This is a genomic window from Cupriavidus sp. 10L45 (assembly GCF_056395225.1).
In genome coordinates this window covers 1-24,152 of record NZ_JBFTJC010000022.1, presented here as the reverse complement: position 1 = coordinate 24,152, position 24,152 = coordinate 1, and the positions used below count along the sequence as shown (strand labels likewise).

Sequence of the window (24,152 nt, the reverse complement as noted above, 5' to 3'; positions counted from 1 at the left end):
ATGACCGCATCTCTCCCCCCGGACGCCGCGCCGGGCTCCGTCTTCTTCGGCATGATGGGCACACCGTTCCGGTCCGAGACCGTGACCTCCCTGTTCCGGATGGTGGATGCGGCCTTGCGGCAGGGCCGTCACGTCACTGTGTGGAACTGCGGCCACGCAACCGGGCTGTCGCAGATCTCGCTGTGCCGCCCACCGGACCTCTTCGCGCCGGACGCACCGGCGGGCACGACAACCGCCACATTGGTCCAGACGCTGAAGCGTCGCTACGGCGACCAGCTTGAGTGGCTGGTATGCCGCTATTGCATGGAAGAGCGCGGCAACACCCAGCAGATCCCCGAGGCGATGGTGAAGATTCCCTTCAGCTTCCAGCACTACCTCAGCGCTGCAGACAGCGCGATGGTCCTCGGAGTCAAGTCATGACGGCCACCGCCGGCCGGGGCAGGCGCCGCTCCCGCAGTTCACTCGCCATTGTCGAGCAAGCCTATCGCGGCAGTCTGGAGGAGCAGTACGGGCACATCGTATGGCTGAGCCGGGTCATGCGGCAGATGGGGGCCGACCATGCCCTCCTGCTCAAGGCCGATACCGTGTTGTTCGCGCGACGCGACCAGCCGGCGCCGTTGTTGACGTTGGGTGGCCTGACGATAGACGGACTTTCCCACCACGAGTCCGGCGTCGCCGCGTTGGTCGCCGCCAACGTCCCGGTGTACGCATGGCGACCCGACCTGCACCGCCTGCGTCTTTCTCCTGCGGACCTCATCGACGGCGTCGAGTCCGTCGACGAGGCGGACATGCCGACCCTCATTCATCACTTCAACAACGTCTGGTACTGGTGACGATGCCACCCTCCTCCCCTTCCGCCACACTGGGCGAAGCGCTGCTGGTCAGCGGCACGGACCTTTTCGCGCTGGGGCACTATCCCGGTGCCCCGATCTATCCCGGCGTCCTGCTGCTGGACCAGTTGCTCGTCCTGGCGGAACGCCTCGCCACGCGCACGGCGGGGCATCCCATGCGCGTCCGGACGATGGCGCGGGTGCAGTACCTCGACGCGATCCTGCCCGGTGACGTCGTCAACCTCGAGGCAACTGTCCGGACGTCCGGGCCGGACGGACTCTCCCTGGCAGCCACCGCGAGTGTTCGCGGCAAGCCTTGTGCGCGGGCCAGCTTCGCCTGTGGCGCGCCGTGTGCCGCCATCGAACATCCTGCCGTGGCGCCGTCTCAGGCGCCACCGGTCCTGACACACCGCCAGGTCGCGGCACTGCTGCCGCATCGCTACCCCTTCCTGTTGGTCGATGCGGTCCAGAGCTACACCGCCGGCGCCCAGATCTGCGCGTGCAAACTCGCTACCCGCCAATCACCGCTGTTCGCCGCACAGGCACCGGCCGTGTACCCGGCGGGGTTGGCTATCGAATCCCTCGGGCAAGCCGGCATCGCGCTCTTCTTCCTTGGCCAGGCCGGCGGGGCACCGAGGGAGGTGGTACTCGGCGCCATGACCGGCATCGAACTGATCCACGACGTGCCCTTCGACTCCGTGCTGACGCTGGACGCCCGGATAGACCGGCTACTGCCCAATGCGGTGGTGTTCGGTGGTGAAGTCCGTATTGGCCCCACGCCGGTGATTCGCGTCGGCAGCCTGGTCGCGATGATCGACCCGCGTCACGCGCCGACATGACCCCCTTTTCCCGACTGCGCTCACCAGGAGGCCCCAACCATGCGCATCGATGGCATTTCCTTTCTTCCGGCATCCCGCAGGATGGACAACGAGGCCGTGCTGGATGAGATCCGCCGTCACAGCACACCCGGATTCGACGGCAACGTCGAGCACGCGCTTACCTACATCCGCTGGAAGCTCAATGAAACGCAGGCGAAGACGCGCTACTGGTTCGACGAGGGCGAGCGGCCGCTGGACCACATGGTCCGTGCCGCCGAACAGGCGATGGCGCAGGCCGGCTGCGGCCCGGATGACGTGGATCTGCTGATCTACGCGGGCAACACCCGGGGCTTCATCGAGCCCGGCGATGCGTACTTCGTTGCGGACGCGCTGGGCATGGACAGCGTGGACTGCTTCGACATCGTCGACGCCTGCATGGCTTGGACGCGCGCGTGCGACGTGGCGCAGAGCCATTTCCTGTCCGGCCGTTACCGCACCGCACTAATCGTCAATGCCGAGTCGTACTACGTACCGGGCGGCGTCTCGTATCCGAGCAACTTCACGCTGGGTTCCCTGCGCGACATCGCGCACTGTTTCTCCGCTTACTGCGGGGGGGACGGGGCAACCGCCACGCTGCTGCGCGCCGATACAGAACAACCCTGGGTCTTTCACTACCTGTCGACGAAGCGGGGCGTCGATCTCTGCACCATTCCGCTGCCGGGCCACCTCGGGCGCGCCCGGCCCAGCGAGCGCATCGGCCTCAATGGCCTTGGCGCCTTCACATCCTTCAGCTCGCTGGTCTTCGGCTATAGCCAGCACATGACGGACTCGCTGAAACTGCTTGCGCCCTATCGCGACAGCATCCGCCTGCTTTTTCCGCATACCGGCGGCTCTGTCCCCGCATTCCAGGGCTGGGCGGACGAGGCCGGGTTCGGGCACTGCATCCGCCACATCTTTCCGGACTACGGCAACGTGGGCGCGTGCTCCATTCCCGCCGCCATTGCCCTGCACGCGGGCGATGGGTCGCTGGCACGCGGCGACCGGATCGGATTCTGGATCGGCAGCGCCGGCATGTCATTCGCATCCTCGACGTTCATCTACTAGATCGGAGCCCGACCATGCTCTACGCCATGACCCTGCTGCCTTCGATGGCCTGGTTCGCCGCCTCGTACCGGCTTCGCGCCGCACGCCGCCCTCCCGCCGACCGGGCCAGCCTGCTTGGCGAATGCATCGCCCGCTTCTGCATCGCCTCGGGCCCGCTGTACATCAAGATCGGGCAGATCCTCTCGACCCGCTCCGACCTGTTCGGGCCTGACACCATCGCCGCGCTGCAACGGCTGCAGGACGATGTCCCGGCAGCTGACGAGCCGGCCGTGCGAAAGCTCCTCGCCGAGGCGTTCGGCAGCGGGTATGAATCCGTCTTCGAATCCTTCAACTATGTTCCGCTTGCCAGCGCGTCCATTGCGCAAGTCCATGAAGTGCGGCTCGAGGGTGGCGAGCGCGCGGCGGTGAAGCTGGTCAAGCCTGGCGTCTCGCGCCGCCTGCGCAAGAGCCTGCGATCGATTGCCCGGCTCGCGGCACTGGCACATGCCATGGTGCCCTCGTTGCGCCATTTCAACATGCCGGTACGCGTGGCCGAGTTGCGCGAGTTACTGCTGCCACAGGTCGACATGGAGGTGGAGGCGCGCAACATGACGGCGCTCGCGCGGAATTTCGCCAATCACCCCTTTGTCATCATCCCACGGGTGCACACCGCACTGACCCGCCGGAGCGTGCTGACCATGGAATATATGGAGGGCATTCCGGGCCGGGACTTCGAACGAGTGGGCATCCCCCGGGCGCAACTGGCGCGCCGCTTCCAGGATGCCATCTACACCATGCTCTACATGCATGGCGTCGCCCATGGCGACCCCCATCCCGGCAACGTGCGTTTCACGGCGGACGGCAAGATCATCTTTCTCGACTTCGGCATCACGGTCTACGTGACGGAGGCAGAGAAATGGGGATTGGCGTCGTTCTTCTTCGCGTCGATCCGGCATGAATGGGACCTCGCCACCACCCGCTTCCTGAGTCACTTCGTCGTAGACAAGGAGGCTGTGCGTGACCATCGCCAGTTCTTCGAGGACGTCAAGGCGGTGATCCTGCGGCACTTCTACGAGATCGCGGATCAGTGGAAGACCGACGAGTTCTTCTGGGACATCAGCCAGGCACTGCGCCGCCACGGTGCCAACTACACCCCGAACTTCACCAAGGTCGAATTGACGTTAACCACCTGCGAGGGCTTCGGCAAGCAGATCGATCCGGACATCGACGTCTGGGCCAATTCCCGACGGTTCTCGGACAAATACTCGCCCTACATGAATGACGATGTGCGCCAGCGCTTCGACGGCCATTTCCACCGGGCAACGCCAAAGACACTGGCGATGCGTGACGACGCGCAGCGGTTCATGATCGCGTCCATCCACATGAACCGTTACTTCTTCCCCTGCACCTATCCGATGTTCGCGCGCCGGGCCCAGGGATGCCAGATCGAAGACGTCGACGGCAATCGCTATATCGATCTCACCGGTGGCTACGGGCCGCACATCCTCGGCTACGCGCATCCGGCAATTGTCGCCGCACAGCAGGCGGCCATGGCGGACGGTTGCCTGAACGCTGTCGGCAACCCGTCGGAGGTTGAACTTACCCGGCTGCTGGTGGATGCGTTCCCGGGTAGCGGTTACGCCTGCCTCTCGAATTCGGGAACGGAGGCCGTCATCCAGGCGCTGCGCATTTGCCGCGCCTACCGGCAACGCGGAAAGGTGGCGAAATGCGAGGGCCAGTACCACGGCTTCTCCGACCAGGCCATGGTCAGCTCGTGGTTTCAGCAACGCGGGCCGGTAGAGCGGCCCGAGCCGGTTGCAGGCTGTCCCGGCACCCCGGACGAAACGGTGAACAACACCGTTGTCCTCCAGTACGGCCATCCAGAAAGTCTGCGCGTGCTGCGCGAGCGTGCCGAGGAAATCGACTGCGTCATTCTCGAACCCCTGCCGTTTTCCGTGGGGAGGCTCGACACCGAATTCCTCCAGCAATTGCGTGCGGCCTGCTCCGAGCTCGACATCCCGCTGGTGTTCGATGAGGTCGTGAGCGGCTTCCGCGTCTGCTACGGCGGCGCCCAAACCCTGGCGAACGTCACGCCGGACCTGACGGTACTGGGCAAGATCATTGGCGGCGGCATGCCGTGCGGCGCCGTGGTGGGGAGCCGGAAGCTGATGGAGATCGCCCGCAGTACTGCCGACCCCTTCCGCGACTACGAGACGCGGGTCTTCCTGGGCGGCACCATGAGCGGCAACTCATTGAGCGCCGCGTCTGGCGCCGCGATGCTGACATATCTCCGCGACCATCCCGAGGTCTATCAGACGCTGCATGCGAAGAGTGAATGGCTGCTCGAGCAGCTGACAAGCATCGCCCGCGCGCTGCAAGTGCCGGCCCGCATCAAATCCATGCGCTCGATCTTCACGGTGAGCTTTTCGCATCGGGAAACGCGCTTCTATCGCGAGATCCAGGGCGGCAGCGACTACAAGGCCAGCATCGCACTGGCCTATTACATGCGCACGCATGGCGTCTATATGCCGGAGCTGCACTTTCTCGCCCTGAGCGACGCCCACATGCCCGCCGATCTGGAACAGGTCTGCGAGGCGTTCCGCCAATCACTCACCGAGATGAAACGCGATGGCTTCTTCGTCGACTGAACCCCGCCTGCGCGACCCGGACGCGTCCCATCACGCCTTGGCCATACGCTATGCAGCATGGCTGGTCAGGCGGCGATGGATGGTGATCGTCGCGACGGTGCTACTTTGCGTGGCGGCCAGTGCGGGACTCGAGCGCATCGCCTTCAGCAGTGACTATCGCGATTTCTTCCGTTCGGACGATCCGCAACTGCTCGCCAATCAGGCACTCCAGGACGCCTATGCAGACGACAACCAGGCGCTGGTGGCCTTTGTCCCCCGAGACGGGACGGTGTTTACGCCTCGCGCGCTGGATGCAATGGCGCGCTTCACCGAACTGGCATGGCAGCTGCCCCATGTGCGACGCGTGGACAGTCTCACGAACCATCAGCATGCCGAAGCCCACGACGATGACCTCCGGGTGCGCCCCCTATACCAGCCGGGGACGGGCCAGACACCCGAAGCGATCGCGGCCATCCGCGCCATCGCACTCAGCGAGCCGCTATTGGTAAAGCGGTTGGTCTCGCCCGATGGGTCTGTGGCGGGAATCAGTATCAGCTTCACACTCCCCGCGCCAACGGAGACAGCCTTGCCGGAGGCCGTGCATGCACTGCGCGCCCTGATGGATCAGGCGCGCGCGCTGGACCCCGATATCCGCGTTATGGCCACGGGCGGCATATTGCTCGACAACGCCTTCGACGAGGAAGCGAAGGCCGACCTGGCCACGCTGACGCCACTGATGTACGCGCTGATTCTCGTCGTCATGTTCGTGGCGTTGCGCAGTGCGTGCGGCGTGGCGGCTGCGTTGCTGACGATGACGTTGGCGATCTTCGCCGCGCTCGGCATGGTCGGCTGGCTTGGCGTCAAGCTCACGGCCATCTCCGTCTCCACGCCGACCATCCTCACCACCATCGCCGTCGCGAATTGCTTGCACGTAATTGTCTACACGATCCGGCGGATGGGGGCCGGCGCGTCACGGCATGAGGCCGTACGGGATGCCGTGGCAGCAAACGCCCCCATCATGCTGGTGGCCTGTGGCACGGACGCGCTCGGCTTCTTCAGCATGTGCCTGTCGGACGTTCCACCGGTCGCCAACTTCGGCGTGATGCTGGGCATTGGTGCCATCGTGGTGCTGCTGTTGTCAGCGTCGTTCCTCCCGGCGTGCCTGGCCGTGCTGCCGATCTCCGGGCAGCAGCGGATGCTGCGGCAGGGGCATGCCATCGGCCGTATGGCGGGCGCCCTGGTGGCGTGGCGAAAGCCGGTGTTCATCGGGGTGGCGCTGCTCAACCTCGCTGCCGCCTGGTTCGTCACGCGCAATCAACTCGAGGACAATTTCGTCGACTATTTCAGTCCGGCCGTCGAGTTCCGCCGCGATACGGACTTCATCCAGTCGCATCTATCCGGCGTCCATACCGTGTACTACGCGGTGCCGTCAGGTGTCGGGGGTACGGTGGGTTCGGCCGCGTACCTGCGGGATCTGGACAGGCTTGCCGACTGGCTACGCGCGCAGCCCGAAGTCTTCCAGGTCAGCTCGCTCGCCGACGTGGTCAAGCGCGTTCACCGCACGCTGCATGGCGATGCGTCGACCGCATATCGCGTGCCTGATGATGACATGGCGGCGGCCCAGGTATTACTCGTGTACGAGCTGTCCCTGCCACCCGGGCTGGATCTGAACGATCAGATTCGGATCGACCGCTCGGCCAGCAAGCTGACCGTGGTCCTGCGCGACATCACGTCCACGGCATTGGTGGCCTTCGACCAGCGCGTGCAGGCGTGGATGCGCGCAAACCTGCCGGCCGGCATGCAGGCGTCTGGCGCTGGGCCGTCCATCATGTTCTCGCATATCGGCGAGATGAATGTCGCCGGTACGCTGCAGGGGTATGTGCTGCAGATCCTGCTCGTTTCCGTCGTCATCGGGCTGGTGTTGCGCAGTGTCCGACTGGGCTTCGCCAGCCTGCTTCCGAACGTCCTGCCGTCCTTGATGGCTTTCGGGCTTTGGGGAGCGTTTGTCGGGCAAGTCGGCCTGTCGGTGGCGGTGGTGGGGGTGCTGACCTACGGGATCATCGTCGACGACACGATTCACAGCGTCTTCAAGTACCACCGCGCCCGCACGGTGCTGGGTCTGTCACCCCGGGCGGCGGTGGAGAACGCGTACAGCATTTCCGGCATGGCGGTGCTGTTCACCACTTCGGTCCTGGTGGCCGGCTTCGGCGTACTGATCTTCTCGCACTTCGACCTGAACGCCGACATGGGAATCATGTCCGTGCTGACGATCGCGATTGCCGCCATCGTGGACCTTGTGCTGCTGCCGCCATTGCTATTTGCCATCGACCGGGACACCCCGAAGCCGGCTTCCGCCCCCCACTCCCAACCGTTGAAAGGCATTTGACATGATGAAGCTCCGGATGCGCCTTGTGGCGCTTGTGTTCTGTCTGATCGCGGTATCGCCCGTGGCTGCGGCGGCGGAAGACGCCACCCGCGGCGAAGCCATCGTCGCGGAGATGTACGCGCGCGAACGCGGGTTCAGCAGCTATCGCATGGATATGGAAATGATCCTGCGTGACCGGCATGGCCAGCAAAGCGTGCGCAAGATGCGTGGCGCCGTGCTCGAGACGGACGGCGACGGTGACAAGCACCTGATGCTGTTCGAGTCTCCGGCCGACATCCGGCACACGGCTTTCCTGAGTTTTGCGCATGCCGATAAGCCCGACGATCAGTGGCTATACCTGCCGGCCCTGAAGCGCACGCGGCGCATCGCCTCGGACAGCAAGTCGGGCTCGTTCATGGGCAGCGAGTTCTCGTTCGAAGACCTGACCTCGCAGTTGCCGCGCAAGTTCAGCCACCGCTATCTGGGCGACGAAGACACCGGCGGGACACCGTGCTTCAAGGTCGAGCGCACGCCCCGCTACGAGGGCTCCGGCTATACGAAGCAGGTGCTGTGGATCGACCGCGAGCGGTACGTGACATTGAAAGCGGAACTGTACGACCGTCGCGGGGCCTTGCAGAAGACGCTGGAGAGCGGCGACTTTGCCGCCTACGGACAGCAGTTGCTGAAGCCAGGGTGGATGAACATGGTGAACCATCAGACCGGCAAGTCGACCCGCATCAATATGTCTGGCTACAAGTTCCGGGATGGCGGCGTCGACAAGCGGGATTTCGAGCCGCAGCGGCTGGAGTATGTTCGCTAAACGGGGATGCGTCCGTTGGCTCGCTACCCTGTGTCTCGTCTGGCATGCGGGCACTGGCCACGCGATGCCAGTCGTCGAGACAAGCGGGAGTATCGGTCCGGAAGTCTGGCTGTTCAATCGTCCCCCCGCATTTCAGGCACAGCACCAACATGCCGCGGCCTTGGTCCTCAATCTCGGCTGGGTTGTCACACACCCCATGTACCCGGGCGTCACCGGCCGGCTGACCCCTTACGTCCGCCTGGACGTTTCCGATCCGGACATGCGTTACTTCGATTTTCGCGAAGCCACCGTCCGTGCCGAGCGCGGCGACAACCTCTGGCAAGCCGGGATGGAGACATTGGACTGGAGCGTGATGGAGTCACGCCATCCGGTCAACATCATCAACCAGATCGATACCCGCGCGGACATCGATCTGGAGGCCAAACTCGGCCAGCCGATGCTGTCTTACACCCGCTTCAGCGAGGCGTACGGACGTCTCGCCGTGTACTGGATGCCGTGGTTCCGGCCCCGCCCCCAACTGGGCCTTCGAAGCCGGCAACGCATGGGGCCGCTGGCACCGGAGGCCCCCTCCCACGGCCTGGCGCCCTGGCAGCGGACCAACGATATCGCCGTACGCTGGTCGGGGACCATCGCGGATGCCGACGTCGGTGCCTACTACTTCGATGGCTTGTCACGCGAGCCCACCATCGCCCCCGACTTGACGACGGCCTACCAGCGCATCCGACAGTTGGGGGTGACCGGTGTGTTGCCCGCTGGCAGCATGCTGTGGAAGGGCGAGGCGATCTTTCGTTGGGGGCAGGGTGCGCCTTTCGGTGCCTACATCGTCGGTGCGGAATACACATTCGCCAGGCCCGACGGCGACCTTTCACTGCTGTTCGAATACCTGCGCGACCACCGCGACGCCAGCGCGCCGTTCACGCCGTTCACACACGGCCCCTTCGCCGGCGTGCGTATTCGCCTCAACGAGTCCGGTGATGCGGAACTGCAATACGGCGTGCTGCACGACCGTGCGACCCGCATCCTGATGCACAAACTCGAGTTCAGCCGTCGGTTCGGCAAATCCGCGCGGCTGCGTCTGGTAGCCCGTAAGGCGAGTTGCAACGGCGACAGCGTTTTTGAGGCGCTGTGTCGCGACAGCATGTTGCAGGTCAATCTGACCCACAACTTTTAGCCCTACGCTTTTGATCCCAACCCTATCCGAGGTCATGATGATCACGCCAATTCTCGCCACTTCCGCCGCAGCTTGCAGCGCGCTTGTCGCCTTCCTGCATATCTACATCATCGCCAAAGGGCCGCAGGCGTACCGTGCCTTCGGCGCCGGCGAGGCCCTCGCAGGCATGGCGGAGCGCGGCTCCTGGGTGCCGGGATTGCTGACAGCGGGCATCACGGGGGCGTTCTTCGTCTTTGCTGCCTACTATGCGGCGGCGGCCGGGTTGCTGCCGACGCTCCCCCAGATGCGCATTGCGGTGATCGGCATTGCAGCAATCTATACGCTGCGGGGCGGCCTCATCGTAGTGGGATGGGTGCTCCGGCAACCCCTGTCCACGTTCGACATCCAATCCTCGTTCGCATCTCTGGCTATCGGGCTCCTTCACTGCGCGGCCGCCTGGTGCTGGCTCGCAGCGACCGATGCTGTCGAGACGGCGCGCTAACGGGGCGTCGGCAATGATTCGCATCGTTCCCGCCTGCGTGTTTCCTGGTCAGGGGTCGCAATCCGTCGGCATGCTTTCCGCGTGGCGGGGTGAGCGTGTGTTCGTCGAGACGATCGACGAAGCCTCGGATGTGCTTGATCTGGACCTCTGGCACCTTAGCCAGCATGCCGATCCAGCGGAACTCGCCCGCACGGTCAACACGCAGCCATTGGTGGTGGCGGCGTCGATCGCGATCTATCGCACCTGGCAGGCCCAGTCTCCAGTAGACGTGCCATGGGCGATCGGACACAGTGTTGGGGAAATTTCAGCGCTGGTTGCCGCCGGTGCCCTGGCGCTGCCGGATGCCCTGCACATCGCGCGCCAACGGGCGCTGGCGATGATGGCGGCGGTAGCGCCCGGGGTTGGGGGCATGGCAGCGGTCATCGGTCTCGATGACCTGACAGTGGAACGACTCTGTTCCGCCTGCGCCGGAGGTGGCGGCGTACTTGAGCCGGTGAATTTCAATGCGCCCGGGCAAGTGGTGGTGGCCGGCCATATGCCGGCCATCGAGCGTCTCAAGGTGGCCACCCGGGAGGCCGGCGCAAAGATGGTGTTCGTGCTGCCAGTCAGTGGCCCGTTCCATAGCTCGCTGATGCAGCCAGCGGCGGAGGCGCTCGCCCGGTGCCTCGACGACATCCGCGTCGCGGCCCCTTCGTTGCGCGTGCTGCACGGCAATAGCCTTGAAGTCGCCACGGAGGCGTCGATCAAGCCGGCGCTAGTGGCGCAACTGACTGCCCCGGTGCGCTGGACGGCAATGGTTCGGCACCTCGAGGCCGACGGCGTCACGCACATCGTGGAATCAGGACCCGGGGAGGTATTGACGAATCTGTGCCGGCGCGTCGCTCCCGCGTTGTCCGTACTGCCCCTGCATCTGCCCCAAGGCATGGAGGCCGCCGTGCTGGCCCTGTCGTGAGCAGTCAATGGCTGCGGATCGCGCAGACGAAAAAAAACCCGGCTCGAAAGCCGGGTTTTTCACTTCCAGTGCAGCAACGATCGCGATCAGACCGCGTCGCCGTCGCCTTCGGTCGCCTGCACCACGGGCGGCTCGATGAAGAGCGATTGCTCTTCGTCCGAGATCGCCTGGGCGCGTTCGCGCTCGGCCGCCTCGCGTGCCTTGCGGGCACGGTGGTAGGCCAGGCCGGTACCGGCGGGGATCAGACGACCCACGATCACGTTTTCCTTCAGACCACGCAGGTCGTCGGTCTTGCCCATGATCGCGGCCTCGGTCAGCACGCGCGTCGTTTCCTGGAACGATGCCGCCGAGATGAAGCTGTCCGTGGACAGCGACGCCTTCGTGATACCCAGCAACAGGTTCTCGTGCGTGGCCGGACGCTTGCCGTCCGCGATCATGCGGTCGTTCTCGTCCAGCAGTTCCGAACGCTCCACCTGCTCACCAGGGATGAAGCGGGTGTCGCCCACGTCCTGGATCTGCACGCGGCGCAGCATCTGACGAACAATCACTTCGATGTGCTTGTCGTTGATCTTCACGCCCTGCAGACGGTACACGTCCTGCACTTCGTCCACGATGTAGTGCGCCAGTTCCTCGATGCCCTTCAGGCGCAGGATGTCGTGCGGGTCCGCCGGACCTTCCACGATCATTTCGCCCTTGTTCACCACCTGGCCATCGTGCACCAGCACCTGCTTTTCCTTGGCGATCAGGAACTCGTGGGCGTTGCCGTCCAGGTCCGTGATAACCAGGCGCTGCTTGCCCTTGGTGTCCTTACCGAACGATGTCGTACCGGTGACTTCCGCCAGCACGGCGGCGTCCTTCGGCGAACGCGCTTCGAACAGTTCGGCCACACGCGGCAGACCACCGGTAATGTCGCGAGTCTTCTGCGATTCGGTCGGGATACGTGCGAGCACTTCACCCACATGCACCTGCTGGCCGTCCTTCACGGTAATCAGCGCGCCCACCTGGAAGCCGATGGTCACGGAGTGGTCCGTGCCCGGAATCTTGACTTCCTGGCCGTTCGCGTCGAGCAGCTTCACCTGCGGGCGCAGGCCCTTGGTGGCAGCCGTACGGCGCTTGGCATCGATCACCACGAGGGTCGACAGGCCGGTGACTTCGTCCATCTGCTTGGCGACGGTCACGCCCTCTTCGACGTTCTCGAACTTCGTCATGCCGGTGTATTCCGACACGATCGGGCGCGTCAGCGCATCCCACGTGGCCAGCTGCGTACCAGCCTTGATGGCCTGGCCGTCCTGCACCAGCAGCGTGGCGCCGTACGGGATCTTGTGGCGCTCGCGCTCGCGGCCGTGGTCGTCCGTGATCAGCGTCTCGCCCGAACGCGAGATCACGATCAGTTCGCCCTTGGCGTTCGTCACGTAGCGCATGGTCGCCGTGAAGCGGACCGTACCGGTCGCCTTGGCTTCCACGCTCGAGGCCACTGCCGCACGCGATGCCGCACCACCGATGTGGAACGTCCGCATGGTCAGCTGCGTACCCGGCTCACCGATCGACTGCGCGGCAATCACGCCCACCGCTTCGCCGGAGTTCACCAGCACGCCGCGGCCCAGGTCGCGGCCGTAGCACTTGCCGCACAGGCCGTAACGCGTGTCGCACGCCAGCGGGGTGCGGACCTTGACTTCGTCCACGCCGAGGTTGTCGATCAGGTCGACGAGGTCTTCGTCCAGCAGCGTGCCGGTCTCGATCGCCGTTTCCTGCGTTTCCGGGTTCACCACGTCAGACACGGTCACACGGCCGAGGATACGGTCGCGCAGCGCTTCGATCACTTCACCGCCTTCGACCAGGGCCTTCATGGCCACGCCGTTGGTGGTGCCGCAATCGTCTTCGACCACGACCAGATCCTGCGTCACGTCGACCAGACGACGGGTCAGGTAACCCGAGTTCGCGGTCTTCAGTGCCGTATCGGCCAGGCCCTTACGCGCGCCGTGGGTCGAGATGAAGTACTGCAGAACGTTCAGGCCTTCACGGAAGTTCGCCGTAATCGGCGTTTCAATGATCGAGCCATCCGGCTTGGCCATCAGGCCACGCATACCGGCCAGCTGGCGGATCTGCGCTGCGGAACCCCGCGCGCCCGAGTCGGCCATCATGTAGATGGAGTTGAACGATTCCTGCTTGACCGTATTGCCTTCGCGGTCGACCACGTCTTCGTGCTGGAGCTGCTCCATCATCGCCTTGCCCACCTGGTCGCCGGCGGCGCCCCAGATGTCCACGACGTTGTTGTAACGCTCCTGGTCCGTCACCAGACCCGACATGTACTGCTTGTCGTATTCCTTCACCTTGGCAGCGGCGTCGGAGATGATCTTCTCCTTCTGCGGCGGCACCAGCATGTCGTCGATGGCAATCGAGATACCGGCGCGCGTCGCCAGGCGGAAGCCCGACTGCAGCAGCTTGTCGGCGAAGATCACGGTCTCGCGCAGACCGCACTTGCGGAATGCGGTGTTGATCAGGCGCGAGATTTCCTTCTTCTTCAGCGGCTTGTTCAGCACTGAGAACGGCAGGCCCTTCGGCAGGATCTCGGACAGGATCGCGCGGCCGACCGTGGTGGCCTGCAGCGTGATCTTGGGCGCGAAGCGGGCATCGCCCACGGCGTCCTTGTCGACGAGCACGTACTCGGTGATCCGCACGTTCACGCGCGAAGCGAGTTCGACTTCCTTGTTCTCGTAGGCGCGGATGACTTCGCTGATGTCAGCGAACGTCATGCCTTCACCCTTGCCGTTGATCTTGTCGCGGGTCGTGTAGTACAGACCCAGCACCACGTCTTGCGACGGGACGATCGACGGATCGCCGTTGGCCGGGAACAGCACGTTGTTGGAGGCCAGCATCAGCGTGCGGGCTTCCATCTGTGCTTCCAGCGACAGCGGCACGTGAACAGCCATCTGGTCACCGTCGAAGTCGGCGTTGAATGCCGCGCATACCAGCGGGTGCAGCTGGATGGCCTTGCCTTCGATCAGCACCGGCTCGAACGCCTGGATCCCCAGGCGGTGCAGCGTCGGCGCACGGTTCAGCATCACCGGGTGCTCGCGGATCACCTCTTCGAGGATGTCCCACACCACCGGCGTCTGGCTTTCCACTTCCTTCTTCGCCGCCTTGATCGTGGTGGCGATGCCCATCGTTTCCAGCTTGTGGAAGATGAACGGCTTGAACAGCTCGAGCGCCATCAGCTTGGGCAGGCCGCACTGGTGCAGCTTCAGCGTCGGGCCCACCACGATGACCGAACGGCCCGAGTAGTCGACGCGCTTGCCCAGCAGGTTCTGACGGAAACGACCGCCCTTACCCTTGATCATCTCGGCCAGGGACTTCAGCGGACGCTTGTTGGCGCCGGTCATCGCCTTGCCGCGACGGCCGTTGTCCAGCAGCGAATCCACCGCTTCCTGCAGCATGCGCTTTTCGTTGCGCACGATGATCTCGGGCGCCTTCAGTTCCAGCAGGCGCTTCAGGCGGTTGTTCCGGTTGATGACGCGACGATACAGGTCGTTCAGGTCCGAGGTGGCGAAACGGCCGCCATCCAGCGGTACCAGCGGACGCAGTTCCGGCGGCAGCACCGGCAGCACTTCCAGGATCATCCACTCGGGCTTGATGCCCGAACGCTGGAACGCCTCGAGCACCTTCAGGCGCTTGGCGAACTTCTTGATCTTGGCTTCGGAACCGGTGGCCTGCAGCTCGGCGCGGATCTGTTCGATCTGCTTCTCGATGTCGATGCCGCGCAGCAGTTCACGGATGCCTTCGGCGCCCATCATGGCGACGAACTCGCCCTCGCCGTACTCATCGCACTTCGCGATGTAGTCGTCCTCGGACATGATCTGGCTCTTCTTGAGCGGGGTCATGCCCGGTTCCAGCACCACGAATGCCTCGAAATACAGCACGCGTTCGATGTCGCGCAGCGTCATGTCCAGGACCATGCCCAGACGCGACGGCAGCGACTTCAGGAACCAGATGTGCGCAGTCGGCGCAGCCAGTTCGATGTGGCCCATGCGCTCGCGACGCACCTTGGCCAGCGTGACTTCGACGCCGCACTTCTCGCAGATCACGCCACGGTGCTTCAGGCGCTTGTACTTGCCGCACAGGCACTCGTAGTCCTTGATCGGGCCAAAGATCTTGGCGCAGAACAGGCCATCGCGTTCCGGCTTGAACGTCCGGTAGTTGATCGTTTCCGGCTTCTTCACTTCACCGTACGACCACGAACGGATCTTCTCGGGCGAGGCGAGGCCGATCTTGATCGCGTCGAACTGCTCTTCCTGCTGAACCTGCTTAAAGAGATCGAGCAATGCTTTCATTGCAACTCCTTGTTTCGCCGCGGCACCGAAGTCTGTTCGGGGCCACGGCATTCATCCTGTGGGAAATCTTCTCTGCCGGGTCTACCGGGCCGGCGCCCGCCGCAGCGGGACGCCGTCATCGCGCCGATCAGTAACGATCGAGATCGATGTCGATACCCAACGAGCGGATTTCCTTCACCAGCACGTTGAACGATTCCGGCATGCCGGCGTCGATCGAGTGCTCGCCCTTGACGATGTTTTCGTACACCTTGGTACGGCCGTTCACGTCATCGGACTTGACCGTCAGCATTTCCTGCAGCACGTACGACGCGCCGTAGGCTTCCAGTGCCCACACTTCCATCTCACCGAAACGCTGGCCACCGAACTGGGCCTTACCGCCCAGCGGCTGCTGCGTCACGAGCGAGTACGGACCCGTCGAGCGCGCGTGCATCTTGTCATCGACCAAGTGGTGCAGCTTCAGCATGTGCATCACACCCAGCGTGACCGGACGCTCGAACGCTTCGCCGGTGCGGCCGTCGTACAGCGTGACCTGCTGCTTCGACGGGGTCAGGCCCTTCTCCTTGGCGATCTCGTCCGGGTAGGCCAGGTCCAGCATGCGGCGGATTTCATCCTCATGCGCACCGTCGAACACCGGCGTTGCGAACGGCACGCCCTTCTTCAGGTTCGAAGCCAGTTCCAGCACTTCGGCGTCGGTCAGGCTGTCCAGGTCTTCCGGCTTGCCGCTCTCGTTGTAGACCTGGGCCAGCAGCTTGCGCAGCTCCTGTGCCTTGGTCTGCGCCTTGAGCATGTCACCGATGCGCTGGCCCAGACCGCGCGCGGCCCAGCCCAGGTGGGTTTCCAGAATCTGGCCCACGTTCATCCGCGACGGCACGCCCAGCGGGTTCAGCACGATGTCGGCCGGGGTACCGTCCGCCATGTACGGCATGTCTTCGATCGGCACGATCTTCGACACCACACCCTTGTTACCGTGACGACCTGCCATCTTGTCGCCAGGCTGCAGGCGACGCTTCACGGCCAGGTACACCTTGACCATCTTGATCACGCCCGGCGGCAGTTCGTCGCCCTGCGTGAGCTTCTTGCGCTTCTCTTCGAAGGCCAGGTCGAATTCGTGACGCTTCTGCTCGATGGCTTCCTTCACTGCCTCGAGCTGGGCCGCCACTTCTTCGTCGGCCGGACGGATGTCGAACCAGTGGTACTTGTCCAGATCGGCCAGGTACTCGCGGGTCAGCTTGGCACCCTTCGCCAGCTTCTTCGGACCGCCGTTGACCGGCTTGTCGAGCAGCAGGCGTTCCAGACGCTGGAATGCATCGCCTTCCACGATACGCAGCTGGTCGTTCAGGTCCAGGCGGTAGCGCTTCAGTTCGTCGTCGATGATCGACTGGGCACGCTTGTCGCGCGTCACGCCTTCGCGGGTGAAGACCTGGACGTCGATCACGATGCCGCTCATGCCCGACGGCACGCGCAGCGAGGTGTCCTTCACGTCCGATGCCTTCTCGCCGAAGATGGCGCGCAGCAGCTTCTCTTCCGGGGTCAGCTGGGTCTCGCCCTTCGGCGTGACCTTGCCCACCAGCACGTCGCCAGCCTCGACTTCGGCACCGATGTAGGTGATGCCGGACTCGTCCAGACGCGCGAGTTGCGCTTCGGCGAGGTTCGAGATGTCGCGCGTGATTTCTTCCGGTCCCAGCTTCGTGTCACGGGCGACGACCGACAGTTCCTCGATGTGGATCGAGGTGTAGCGGTCTTCGGCCACCACGCGTTCGGAGATCAGGATCGAATCTTCGAAGTTGTAGCCGTTCCACGGCATGAACGCCACCAGCATGTTCTGGCCCAGTGCCAGCTCGCCCAGGTCGGTCGAGGCGCCGTCGGCGATCACGTCGTTACGCGCGACGATATCGCCAACCTTCACCATCGGACGCTGGTTGATGTTGGTGTTCTGGTTGGAACGCGTGTACTTGATCAGGTTGTAGATGTCCACGCCGACTTCGCCAGCAACGGCTTCGTCGTCGTTCACACGGATCACGATACGCATGGCATCGACGTAGTCCACCACGCCGCCACGCATGGCCTGCACGGCGGTACCCGAGTCAACGGCCACGGTACGTTCGATGCCGGTACCCACGAGCGGCTTGTCCGGACGCAGGCAAGGCACGGCCTGACGCTGCATGTTCGCGCCCATCAGTGCACGGTTCGCGTCATCGTGTTCCAGGAACGGCACCAGCGAGGCAGCGGCCGACACGATCTGCGACGGCGCCACGTCGATGTACTGCACGCGGTCCGGAGTCACCATGCGCGTTTCGCGCTCGGAGCCTTCGCGGGACGAGACCAGTTCATCGATCAGGGTGCCATCGGCATCCACGGTCGCGTTGGCCTGGGCCACCACGTACTTGCCTTCCTCGATGGCCGACAGGTAGTCCACCTGGTCGGTCAGCTTGCTGTCCACCACCTTGCGGTACGGCGTTTCCAGGAAGCCGTATTCGTTCAGGCGGGCGTACAGTGCCAGCGAGTTGATCAGGCCGATGTTCGGGCCTTCCGGCGTTTCGATCGGGCACACGCGGCCATAGTGGGTCGGGTGCACGTCACGGACTTCAAAGCCGGCGCGCTCGCGCGTCAGACCACCCGGGCCCAGTGCGGAAACACGGCGCTTGTGGGTGATTTCCGAGAGCGGGTTGGTCTGGTCCATGAACTGCGACAGCTGCGACGAACCGAAGAACTCGCGAATCGCCGACGAAATCGGCTTCGAGTTGATCAGGTCGTGCGGCATCAGGTTCTCGGTCTCGGCCTGGCCCAGACGTTCCTTGACGGCACGCTCCACGCGCGACAGACCGGCGCGGAATTGGTTTTCCGCCAGTTCGCCCACGCAACGCACGCGACGATTACCCAGGTGATCGATGTCATCGACCTCGCCCTTGCCGTTACGCAGGTTCACCAGGATCTTGATCGTCTCGAGGATGTCTTCGTCCTGCAGCACCATGCTGCCCTCGCCGCTCGGGCGCGACAGACGGCTGTTGACCTTCATGCGGCCAACGCGCGACAGATCGTACGACTCTTCGCTGTAGAACAGGCGCTGGAACAGCGCTTCCACGGCTTCCTCGGTGGGCGGCTCGCCCGGGCGCATCATGCGGTAGATCGCGATACGCGCGGCGGTCTGGTCGACGGTCTCGTCCACGCGCAGCGTCTGCGACATGTACGGGCCCTGGTCCAGGTCGTTCGTGTACAGCGTCTGGATCTGCTTGACACCGGCTTCGCGCAGGTTTTCCAGCAGCGTCTCGGTCAGCTCGTCGTTGGCGTTGGCGATCACCTCGCCCGTGTCCGGGTCGATGATGTTCTTGGCCAGCACGCGGCCGAGCAGATAGTCTTCCGGCACGCTGATCAGCTTGGTACCGGCGGAGTCCAGGTCACGGATGTGCTTGGCGTTGATCCGCTTGTCCTTCTCCACGACCACGCGACCGTTCTTGTCCGCGATGTCGAAACGCGCCACTTCGCCACGCAGGCGCTCGGGCACGAATTCCAGCTGCGCGCCTTCCGACTGCAGCGTGAAGTTGTCGAACACGAAGAAGTGCGCCAGGATTTGCTCCGGCGTCAGGCCGATCGACTTCAGCAGGATCGTCACCGGCATCTTGCGGCGGCGGTCCACACGGAAGTACAGGATGTCCTTCGGATCGAATTCGAAGTCCAGCCACGAGCCACGGTACGGAATAATCCGTGCCGAGAACAGCAGCTTGCCCGAGCTGTGCGTCTTGCCCTTGTCGTGCTCGAAGAACACGCCCGGCGAACGGTGCAGCTGGCTAACGATGACACGCTCGGTGCCGTTAATCACGAAAGAACCGGTCGACGTCATGAGCGGAATTTCGCCCATGTAGACTTCCTGCTCCTTCACTTCCTTGACCTTGCCCGGGTTCTCGCGATCGTTGATGATCAGGCGAACCTTGGCACGCAGCGCCGAGTGGAACGTCAGGCCACGCTGCTGGCACTCCTTGACGTCGAACGGCGGGTTGGACAGGTGATACGAGACAAACTCCATACGGGCAAGCCCGTTATGGGAGGAGATTGGGAAAATCGCGCTGAAAGCGGCCTGCAGACCCTCTGTTTTGCGACGCGCGGTCGGCGTTTCCGCTTGCAAGAACTGGGTGTAGGATTCAATCTGGGTGGCAAGCAGGAATGGAACCTGATGAACCGTCGCGCGCTTCGCAAAGGATTTGCGAATGCGCTTCTTTTCGGTGAAGCTGTACGCCATGGGATCTCCGAATCATCGCAGGGCAGGCTGGACCTGGCCGGCACCTGAGGTGTTCAGCGACTGGGAGGGGATTTGGCGGTTGGCCGCTACCAACCTCTGGCTGACGGTGTCCGCACGCTGCGGGCGGTGTGGTCATTGCACGGCGCAATGCCTGTACTCGCCCGGGGGACACCCGACCAAACTTGTCTTCTGCAGTCGGTTCAGAAGACAAACATCAGCAACCACTTAGTGTGCCACTGATGTTTGGCTTCTGCTAAGGCAGCGAATGATTTCGCTCGCCAAGCAGTCTATCCATCACTTTATTTGCGCCCTGGCCGGTACTTCGATCCGCCGGGTGCCCAATCAAACACACCCACAGAAGCGCAAAAAGGCTGGCGCCGGGATTTCCCTTTGCCAGCCCCATCCGCGTGCCACGAGGGCACGCGCGGTACCACTTACTTGACGTCGACCTTTGCGCCTGCGTCTTCCAGCTTCTTCTTGGCGTCGGCAGCAGCAGCCTTGTCCACGCCTTCCTTGACAGCCTTCGGAGCGCCGTCAACCAGATCCTTGGCTTCCTTCAGGCCCAGGCCGGTGATTTCGCGAACAGCCTTAATCACGCCGACCTTGTTGGCGCCAACTTCGGCCAGGATCACGTTGAATTCGGTCTGCTCTTCAGCAGCAGCAGCACCGCCAGCGCCCGGGGCAGCAGCCACGGCCATAGCAGCGGCGGACACGCCGAACTTCTCTTCGAACGCCTTGACCAGGTCGTTCAGTTCCATCACGGACATCGAGCCTACGGCTTCGAGGATGTCGTCTTTAGTGATTGCCATTTGGAATACTCCTACTAGATGTGATTCGGTATCGGTAATGCGATCTGTCTTTGCGAGGCCTGCGACAGCTTAAGCAGCAGGGGCTTCCGCTTCTTCCGCGGGAGCGCCTTCGCTCTTCTTGGCAGCCAGGGCGGCCAGCAGACGGGCGAAGCCCGACACCGGTGCCTGCATGACACCAAGCAGCTGAGCAATCAGTTCTTCGCGGCCCGGGATCGAAGCCAGTGCCTTGACGGCCACAGCATCGAGCACCTTGCCGTCATACGACCCAGCGCGCAGGACCAGCTTGTCGTTGGTCTTGGCAAAGTCGTTCAGAACCTTGGCCGAGGCCACTGCATCTTCGGAAATCCCGTAGATCAGCGGACCGGTCATTTGCTCTGCGAGGCCTGCAAACGGCGTACCTTCGACGGCGCGGCGAGCCAGCGTGTTCTTCAGAACGCGCAGGTACACGCCTTGCTGACGAGCGTTGGCACGCAGCTTGGTCAGATCGCCAACCGCAATGCCGCGATATTCGGCCACGACGATGGTCTGGGCCTTGGCGACTTGCGCCGAAACCTCAGCAACGACGGCCTTCTTATCTTCAATATTGAGTGGCACGGTTAAGCTCCAAAACGATGCGGTGCTCGGGAAATCTCCTCTGCAATCGCATCAGTCCAAACGAACGGCGTCCGATTGGCCCGAATCACCCGGGACATGCCCGGATTCATCAATCCCTTCGGGTGCGCCATCTGCGCTGGCGGGACGGCTGCCATCGGGCGATGCCCGCATGTGCCGACCGATTAAGTCCACGCTGCCTGATTGCTGCGGCATGAACACCAGCGGTCTTTGATAACCAGCGGTACCTGCCGTCGCGCTGCGTTGCCGCTGCGCGGTTGGCGGGCACCACTGCCCAAAGCCTTGCTTCGTCGCCCTTCGGCGCCGAAACCGACCCCGGCGATGCCGGGATCCTTCATTCCTGCCCTGGCCGGCGTTATCGGGAACCGGTCAGGTGAGTGCCGTCGGGCTTAGGCCGACAGCGAGGTCTGTTCGACGCGAACGCCAACGCCCATCGTGGACGACACGGCGATCTTGCGCAGGTACACACCCTTGCTAGTGGCCGGCTTGGCCTTGACCAGCGCGTCCAGCAGTGCGGACAGGTTGCTCTTCAGCGCGGTGTCTTCGAACGAACGGCGACCGATGGTGGCGTGGATGATACCGGCCTTGTCGACACGGAATTGCACCTGACCAGCCTTGGCGTTCTTCACAGCCTGGGCCACGTCCGGCGTCACGGTGCCAACCTTCGGGTTCGGCATCAGGCCACGCGGGCCGAGGATCTGGCCCAGCGTACCGACGATACGCATCGTGTCCGGCGAAGCGATCACGACGTCGAAATTCAGGTTACCGGCCTTAACTTGCTCGGCCAGGTCTTCCATGCCGACGATGTCAGCGCCAGCAGCCTTGGCGGCCTCGGCCTTTTCGCCCTGGGCGAACACGGCCACGCGCACCGACTTGCCGGTACCGGCGGGCAGCACCACGGAACCACGCACCACTTGGTCCGACTTCTTGGCGTCGATGCCCAGTTGCACGGCCACGTCGATCGACTCGTCGAACTTCGCCGAAGCGCAGCTCTTCACCAGGCCCAGGGCCTCGTCGATCGGGTAGAACTTGGTACGCTCGATCTTCGCCTTGTTGGCGGCGACGCGCTTGGAAACCTTAGCCATTTACAGACCCTCCACGGTGATGCCCATCGAGCGAGCCGAACCGGCGATGGTACGCACGGCGGCGTCCAGATCGGCGGCGGTCAGGTCAGCGTTCTTGGCCTTGGCGATGTCTTCAGCCTGGGCGCGGGTGATCTTGCCAACCTTGTCGGTATGGGGCTTCGGCGAACCCTTGGCGATGCCTGCTGCCTTCTTGATCAGCACGGTCGCGGGCGGCGACTTCATCACGAAGGTGAAGCTCTTGTCGGCGAAGGCGGTAATCACCACCGGCACCGGCAGACCAGGTTCCATGCCCTGGGTCTGGGCGTTGAACGCCTTGCAGAACTCCATGATGTTCAGACCACGCTGACCCAGTGCGGGACCAACGGGCGGGGAGGGATTTGCCTTACCAGCCGGAATTTGCAGCTTGATAAAGCCAATGATCTTCTTGGCCATTTCTACTCCAATCCAGATCCGGATTCCTCGGGAACACGGATCCTGTTGAGTCGTAACGCGCTATCGCCATGCCTGTCGGCACAGCCTCACGCTCCTCTTTGGGCGGACCTCTCAGCCTGCCCTCTCTGTCCGCCCCGGCACTCGCGCGCCGCGGCGGTCAAATCCTTAAACCTTCTCGACCTGGCCGAACTCGAGCTCGACCGGCGTTGCGCGACCGAAGATCGTGACCGAGACGCGCAGGCGCGACTTCTCGTAGTTCACTTCCTCGACGTTGCCGTTGAAGTCGGTGAACGGGCCGTCCTTGACGCGCACCATTTCGCCCACTTCGAACAGCGTCTTGGGACGCGGCTTCTCGACCCCTTCCTGCATCTGGGTCATGATCTTGTCGACTTCGCGCTGCGAAATCGGGCTCGGGCGGTTACGCGCGCCCCCCACGAAGCCGGTGACCTTGCTGGTGTTCTTCACCAGATGCCACGTCTCGTCGGTCATTTCCATTTCCACGAGCACGTAGCCCGGGAAGAAACGGCGTTCGGTCACGGACTTGTGACCACCCTTGATTTCCACGACTTCCTCGGAGGGCACCAGAATGCGGCCGAACTTGTCCTGCATCTCGGCGCGCTCGATGCGCTCCTGCAGCGCGCGCTGCACGCTCTTTTCCATGCCGGAGTAGGCGTGCACCACATACCAGCGCTTCTTCGACGAAGGCGATTCGGCTGCCGTGGTTTCCTGCTGAGCGTTATCCGTCATGTGTTACCTCTTATTTCCAGCCCAGCACGAGGGAGAAAATCACCCACTCGATGAGCTTGTCGGCCGACCACAGGAACAACGCCATGATCACTACAAAGGCAAACACGAGCCCGGTCATCTGACCGGCTTCCTTGCGCGTCGGCCAGACGACCTTTTTGACTTCCCGATACGATTCCTTGGCGAACCCCACGAAATCCTTGCCGGGGGCGGACACGAGCGCCACGACGACGCCCAGTGCGAGACCGGCGAACAGCGCCGCGCCACGCACGTACGACGGCTGCTGCGCGAGTACGTAGAAGCCGATTACTCCCGCAACCACCAGGAGCCCCGCGACGACGAGCAGCCATTTGCCGCTCGAGGCGCCTACGGTTTCGACATTGGGATTGGCCATGTTTCGCAAACGAGACTAAGCCGCGTCACGATTCATTCTCGCGACGCGGCTGATTGATTTGGCAGGGGCAGAGGGAATCGAACCCCCAACCTTCGGTTTTGGAGACCGACGCTCTGCCAGTTGAGCTATACCCCTAAAAACAACTTCGGGGTCGACGATTCCGCCAACCCCTCTGGCAGACGACCACGGCCGGTTGGTGCCGTGTTCGCCAGTATTACTGCTTAGTCGAGGATCTTTGCCACGACGCCGGCGCCGACGGTACGGCCGCCTTCACGGATAGCGAAGCGCAGACCTTCTTCCATGGCGATCGGGGCGATCAGCTTGACCGTGATCGACACGTTGTCGCCCGGCATGACCATTTCCTTGT

19 protein-coding genes and 1 tRNA gene are annotated in these 24,152 nt (G+C 63.5%); 10 read left to right on the top strand and 10 right to left on the bottom strand.

The annotated features are described in order from the left end of the window. The 10 genes from AC1DFU_RS27105 to fabD all read left to right on the top strand — a co-directional run bounded on the left by AC1DFU_RS27105 (position 1) and on the right by fabD (position 11,147). On the top strand, positions 1-420 hold the full coding sequence (locus AC1DFU_RS27105; RefSeq protein WP_092301743.1) for a hypothetical protein: 420 nt from the start codon (positions 1-3) through the stop codon (positions 418-420). Continuing rightward, positions 417-833, top strand: a complete 417-nt coding sequence (locus AC1DFU_RS27100; RefSeq protein WP_092301740.1) for a hypothetical protein — start codon at positions 417-419, stop codon at positions 831-833. Before AC1DFU_RS27105 ends, AC1DFU_RS27100 begins: the two co-directional genes overlap by 4 nt. A 2-nt stretch (positions 834-835) precedes the next feature. Next, positions 836-1,669, top strand: a complete 834-nt coding sequence (locus AC1DFU_RS27095) for an ApeI family dehydratase (protein ID WP_441593723.1) — start codon at positions 836-838, stop codon at positions 1,667-1,669. A gap of 39 nt (positions 1,670-1,708) precedes the next feature. Next, entirely contained in the window at positions 1,709-2,752 is a 1,044-nt protein-coding gene (locus AC1DFU_RS27090) for a beta-ketoacyl-[acyl-carrier-protein] synthase family protein (RefSeq protein ID WP_441593722.1), read from the top strand. Positions 2,753-2,766: 14 nt separating this feature from the next. Then, a complete protein-coding gene (locus AC1DFU_RS27085; RefSeq protein WP_441593721.1) occupies positions 2,767-5,379 on the top strand; it encodes an aminotransferase class III-fold pyridoxal phosphate-dependent enzyme in 2,613 nt (870 codons plus the stop codon). Positions 5,380-5,458: 79 nt separating this feature from the next. Then, complete coding sequence (locus tag AC1DFU_RS27080; protein ID WP_441593720.1) at positions 5,459-7,744, top strand: efflux RND transporter permease subunit; 2,286 nt, start codon at positions 5,459-5,461, stop codon at positions 7,742-7,744. 1 nt (position 7,745) lies between these two features. After that, positions 7,746-8,543, top strand: coding sequence for an outer membrane lipoprotein-sorting protein (locus AC1DFU_RS27075; protein ID WP_211942912.1), 798 nt, complete (start codon positions 7,746-7,748; stop codon positions 8,541-8,543). A gap of 64 nt (positions 8,544-8,607) precedes the next feature. After that, positions 8,608-9,714: a hypothetical protein gene (locus AC1DFU_RS27070; RefSeq protein ID WP_441593719.1), complete on the top strand. Its 1,107-nt coding sequence runs from the start codon at positions 8,608-8,610 to the stop codon at positions 9,712-9,714. Between the two features lie 34 nt (positions 9,715-9,748). Beyond that, a complete protein-coding gene (locus AC1DFU_RS27065; protein ID WP_441593718.1) occupies positions 9,749-10,195 on the top strand; it encodes a hypothetical protein in 447 nt (148 codons plus the stop codon). Between the two features lie 13 nt (positions 10,196-10,208). Beyond that, a complete protein-coding gene (gene fabD, locus AC1DFU_RS27060) occupies positions 10,209-11,147 on the top strand; it encodes an ACP S-malonyltransferase (protein ID WP_441593717.1) in 939 nt (312 codons plus the stop codon). Between the two features lie 86 nt (positions 11,148-11,233). Here fabD and rpoC read toward each other — a convergent pair whose 3' ends face one another. From rpoC to AC1DFU_RS27010, 10 genes are all read right to left on the bottom strand, one after another. After that, positions 11,234-15,475 carry a DNA-directed RNA polymerase subunit beta' gene (gene rpoC, locus AC1DFU_RS27055; protein WP_441593716.1) on the bottom strand — a complete coding sequence of 1,414 codons (4,242 nt, stop codon included), beginning with the start codon at positions 15,473-15,475 and terminating at the stop codon, positions 11,234-11,236. 127 nt (positions 15,476-15,602) lie between these two features. Continuing rightward, on the bottom strand, positions 15,603-19,709 hold the full coding sequence (gene rpoB / locus AC1DFU_RS27050; protein WP_092301715.1) for a DNA-directed RNA polymerase subunit beta: 4,107 nt from the start codon (positions 19,707-19,709) through the stop codon (positions 15,603-15,605). A gap of 434 nt (positions 19,710-20,143) precedes the next feature. Then, entirely contained in the window at positions 20,144-20,518 is a 375-nt protein-coding gene (gene rplL / locus AC1DFU_RS27045; RefSeq protein ID WP_092301713.1) for a 50S ribosomal protein L7/L12, read from the bottom strand. A gap of 69 nt (positions 20,519-20,587) precedes the next feature. Next, the gene (gene rplJ, locus AC1DFU_RS27040; protein ID WP_092301711.1) at positions 20,588-21,112 is read right to left on the bottom strand and encodes a 50S ribosomal protein L10; all 525 of its coding nucleotides are present in this window, start codon (positions 21,110-21,112) and stop codon (positions 20,588-20,590) included. Positions 21,113-21,519: 407 nt separating this feature from the next. Beyond that, positions 21,520-22,215 (bottom strand): 50S ribosomal protein L1, encoded by a 696-nt coding sequence (gene rplA, locus AC1DFU_RS27035; RefSeq protein ID WP_092301708.1) that lies wholly within the window; start codon positions 22,213-22,215, stop codon positions 21,520-21,522. Next, positions 22,216-22,647 (bottom strand): 50S ribosomal protein L11, encoded by a 432-nt coding sequence (rplK, locus tag AC1DFU_RS27030; protein WP_092301705.1) that lies wholly within the window; start codon positions 22,645-22,647, stop codon positions 22,216-22,218. It lies immediately after the preceding gene. Between the two features lie 165 nt (positions 22,648-22,812). Further along, on the bottom strand, positions 22,813-23,394 hold the full coding sequence (nusG, locus tag AC1DFU_RS27025) for a transcription termination/antitermination protein NusG (RefSeq protein ID WP_017511590.1): 582 nt from the start codon (positions 23,392-23,394) through the stop codon (positions 22,813-22,815). 10 nt (positions 23,395-23,404) lie between these two features. Continuing rightward, the gene (secE, locus tag AC1DFU_RS27020) at positions 23,405-23,785 is read right to left on the bottom strand and encodes a preprotein translocase subunit SecE (protein ID WP_092301702.1); all 381 of its coding nucleotides are present in this window, start codon (positions 23,783-23,785) and stop codon (positions 23,405-23,407) included. Positions 23,786-23,844: 59 nt separating this feature from the next. After that, a tRNA-Trp gene (locus AC1DFU_RS27015) sits at positions 23,845-23,920 on the bottom strand. A gap of 86 nt (positions 23,921-24,006) precedes the next feature. Then, the coding region (locus tag AC1DFU_RS27010) for an EF-Tu C-terminal domain-related protein (protein WP_477101491.1) at positions 24,007-24,152 on the bottom strand (146 nt) is incomplete at its 5' end.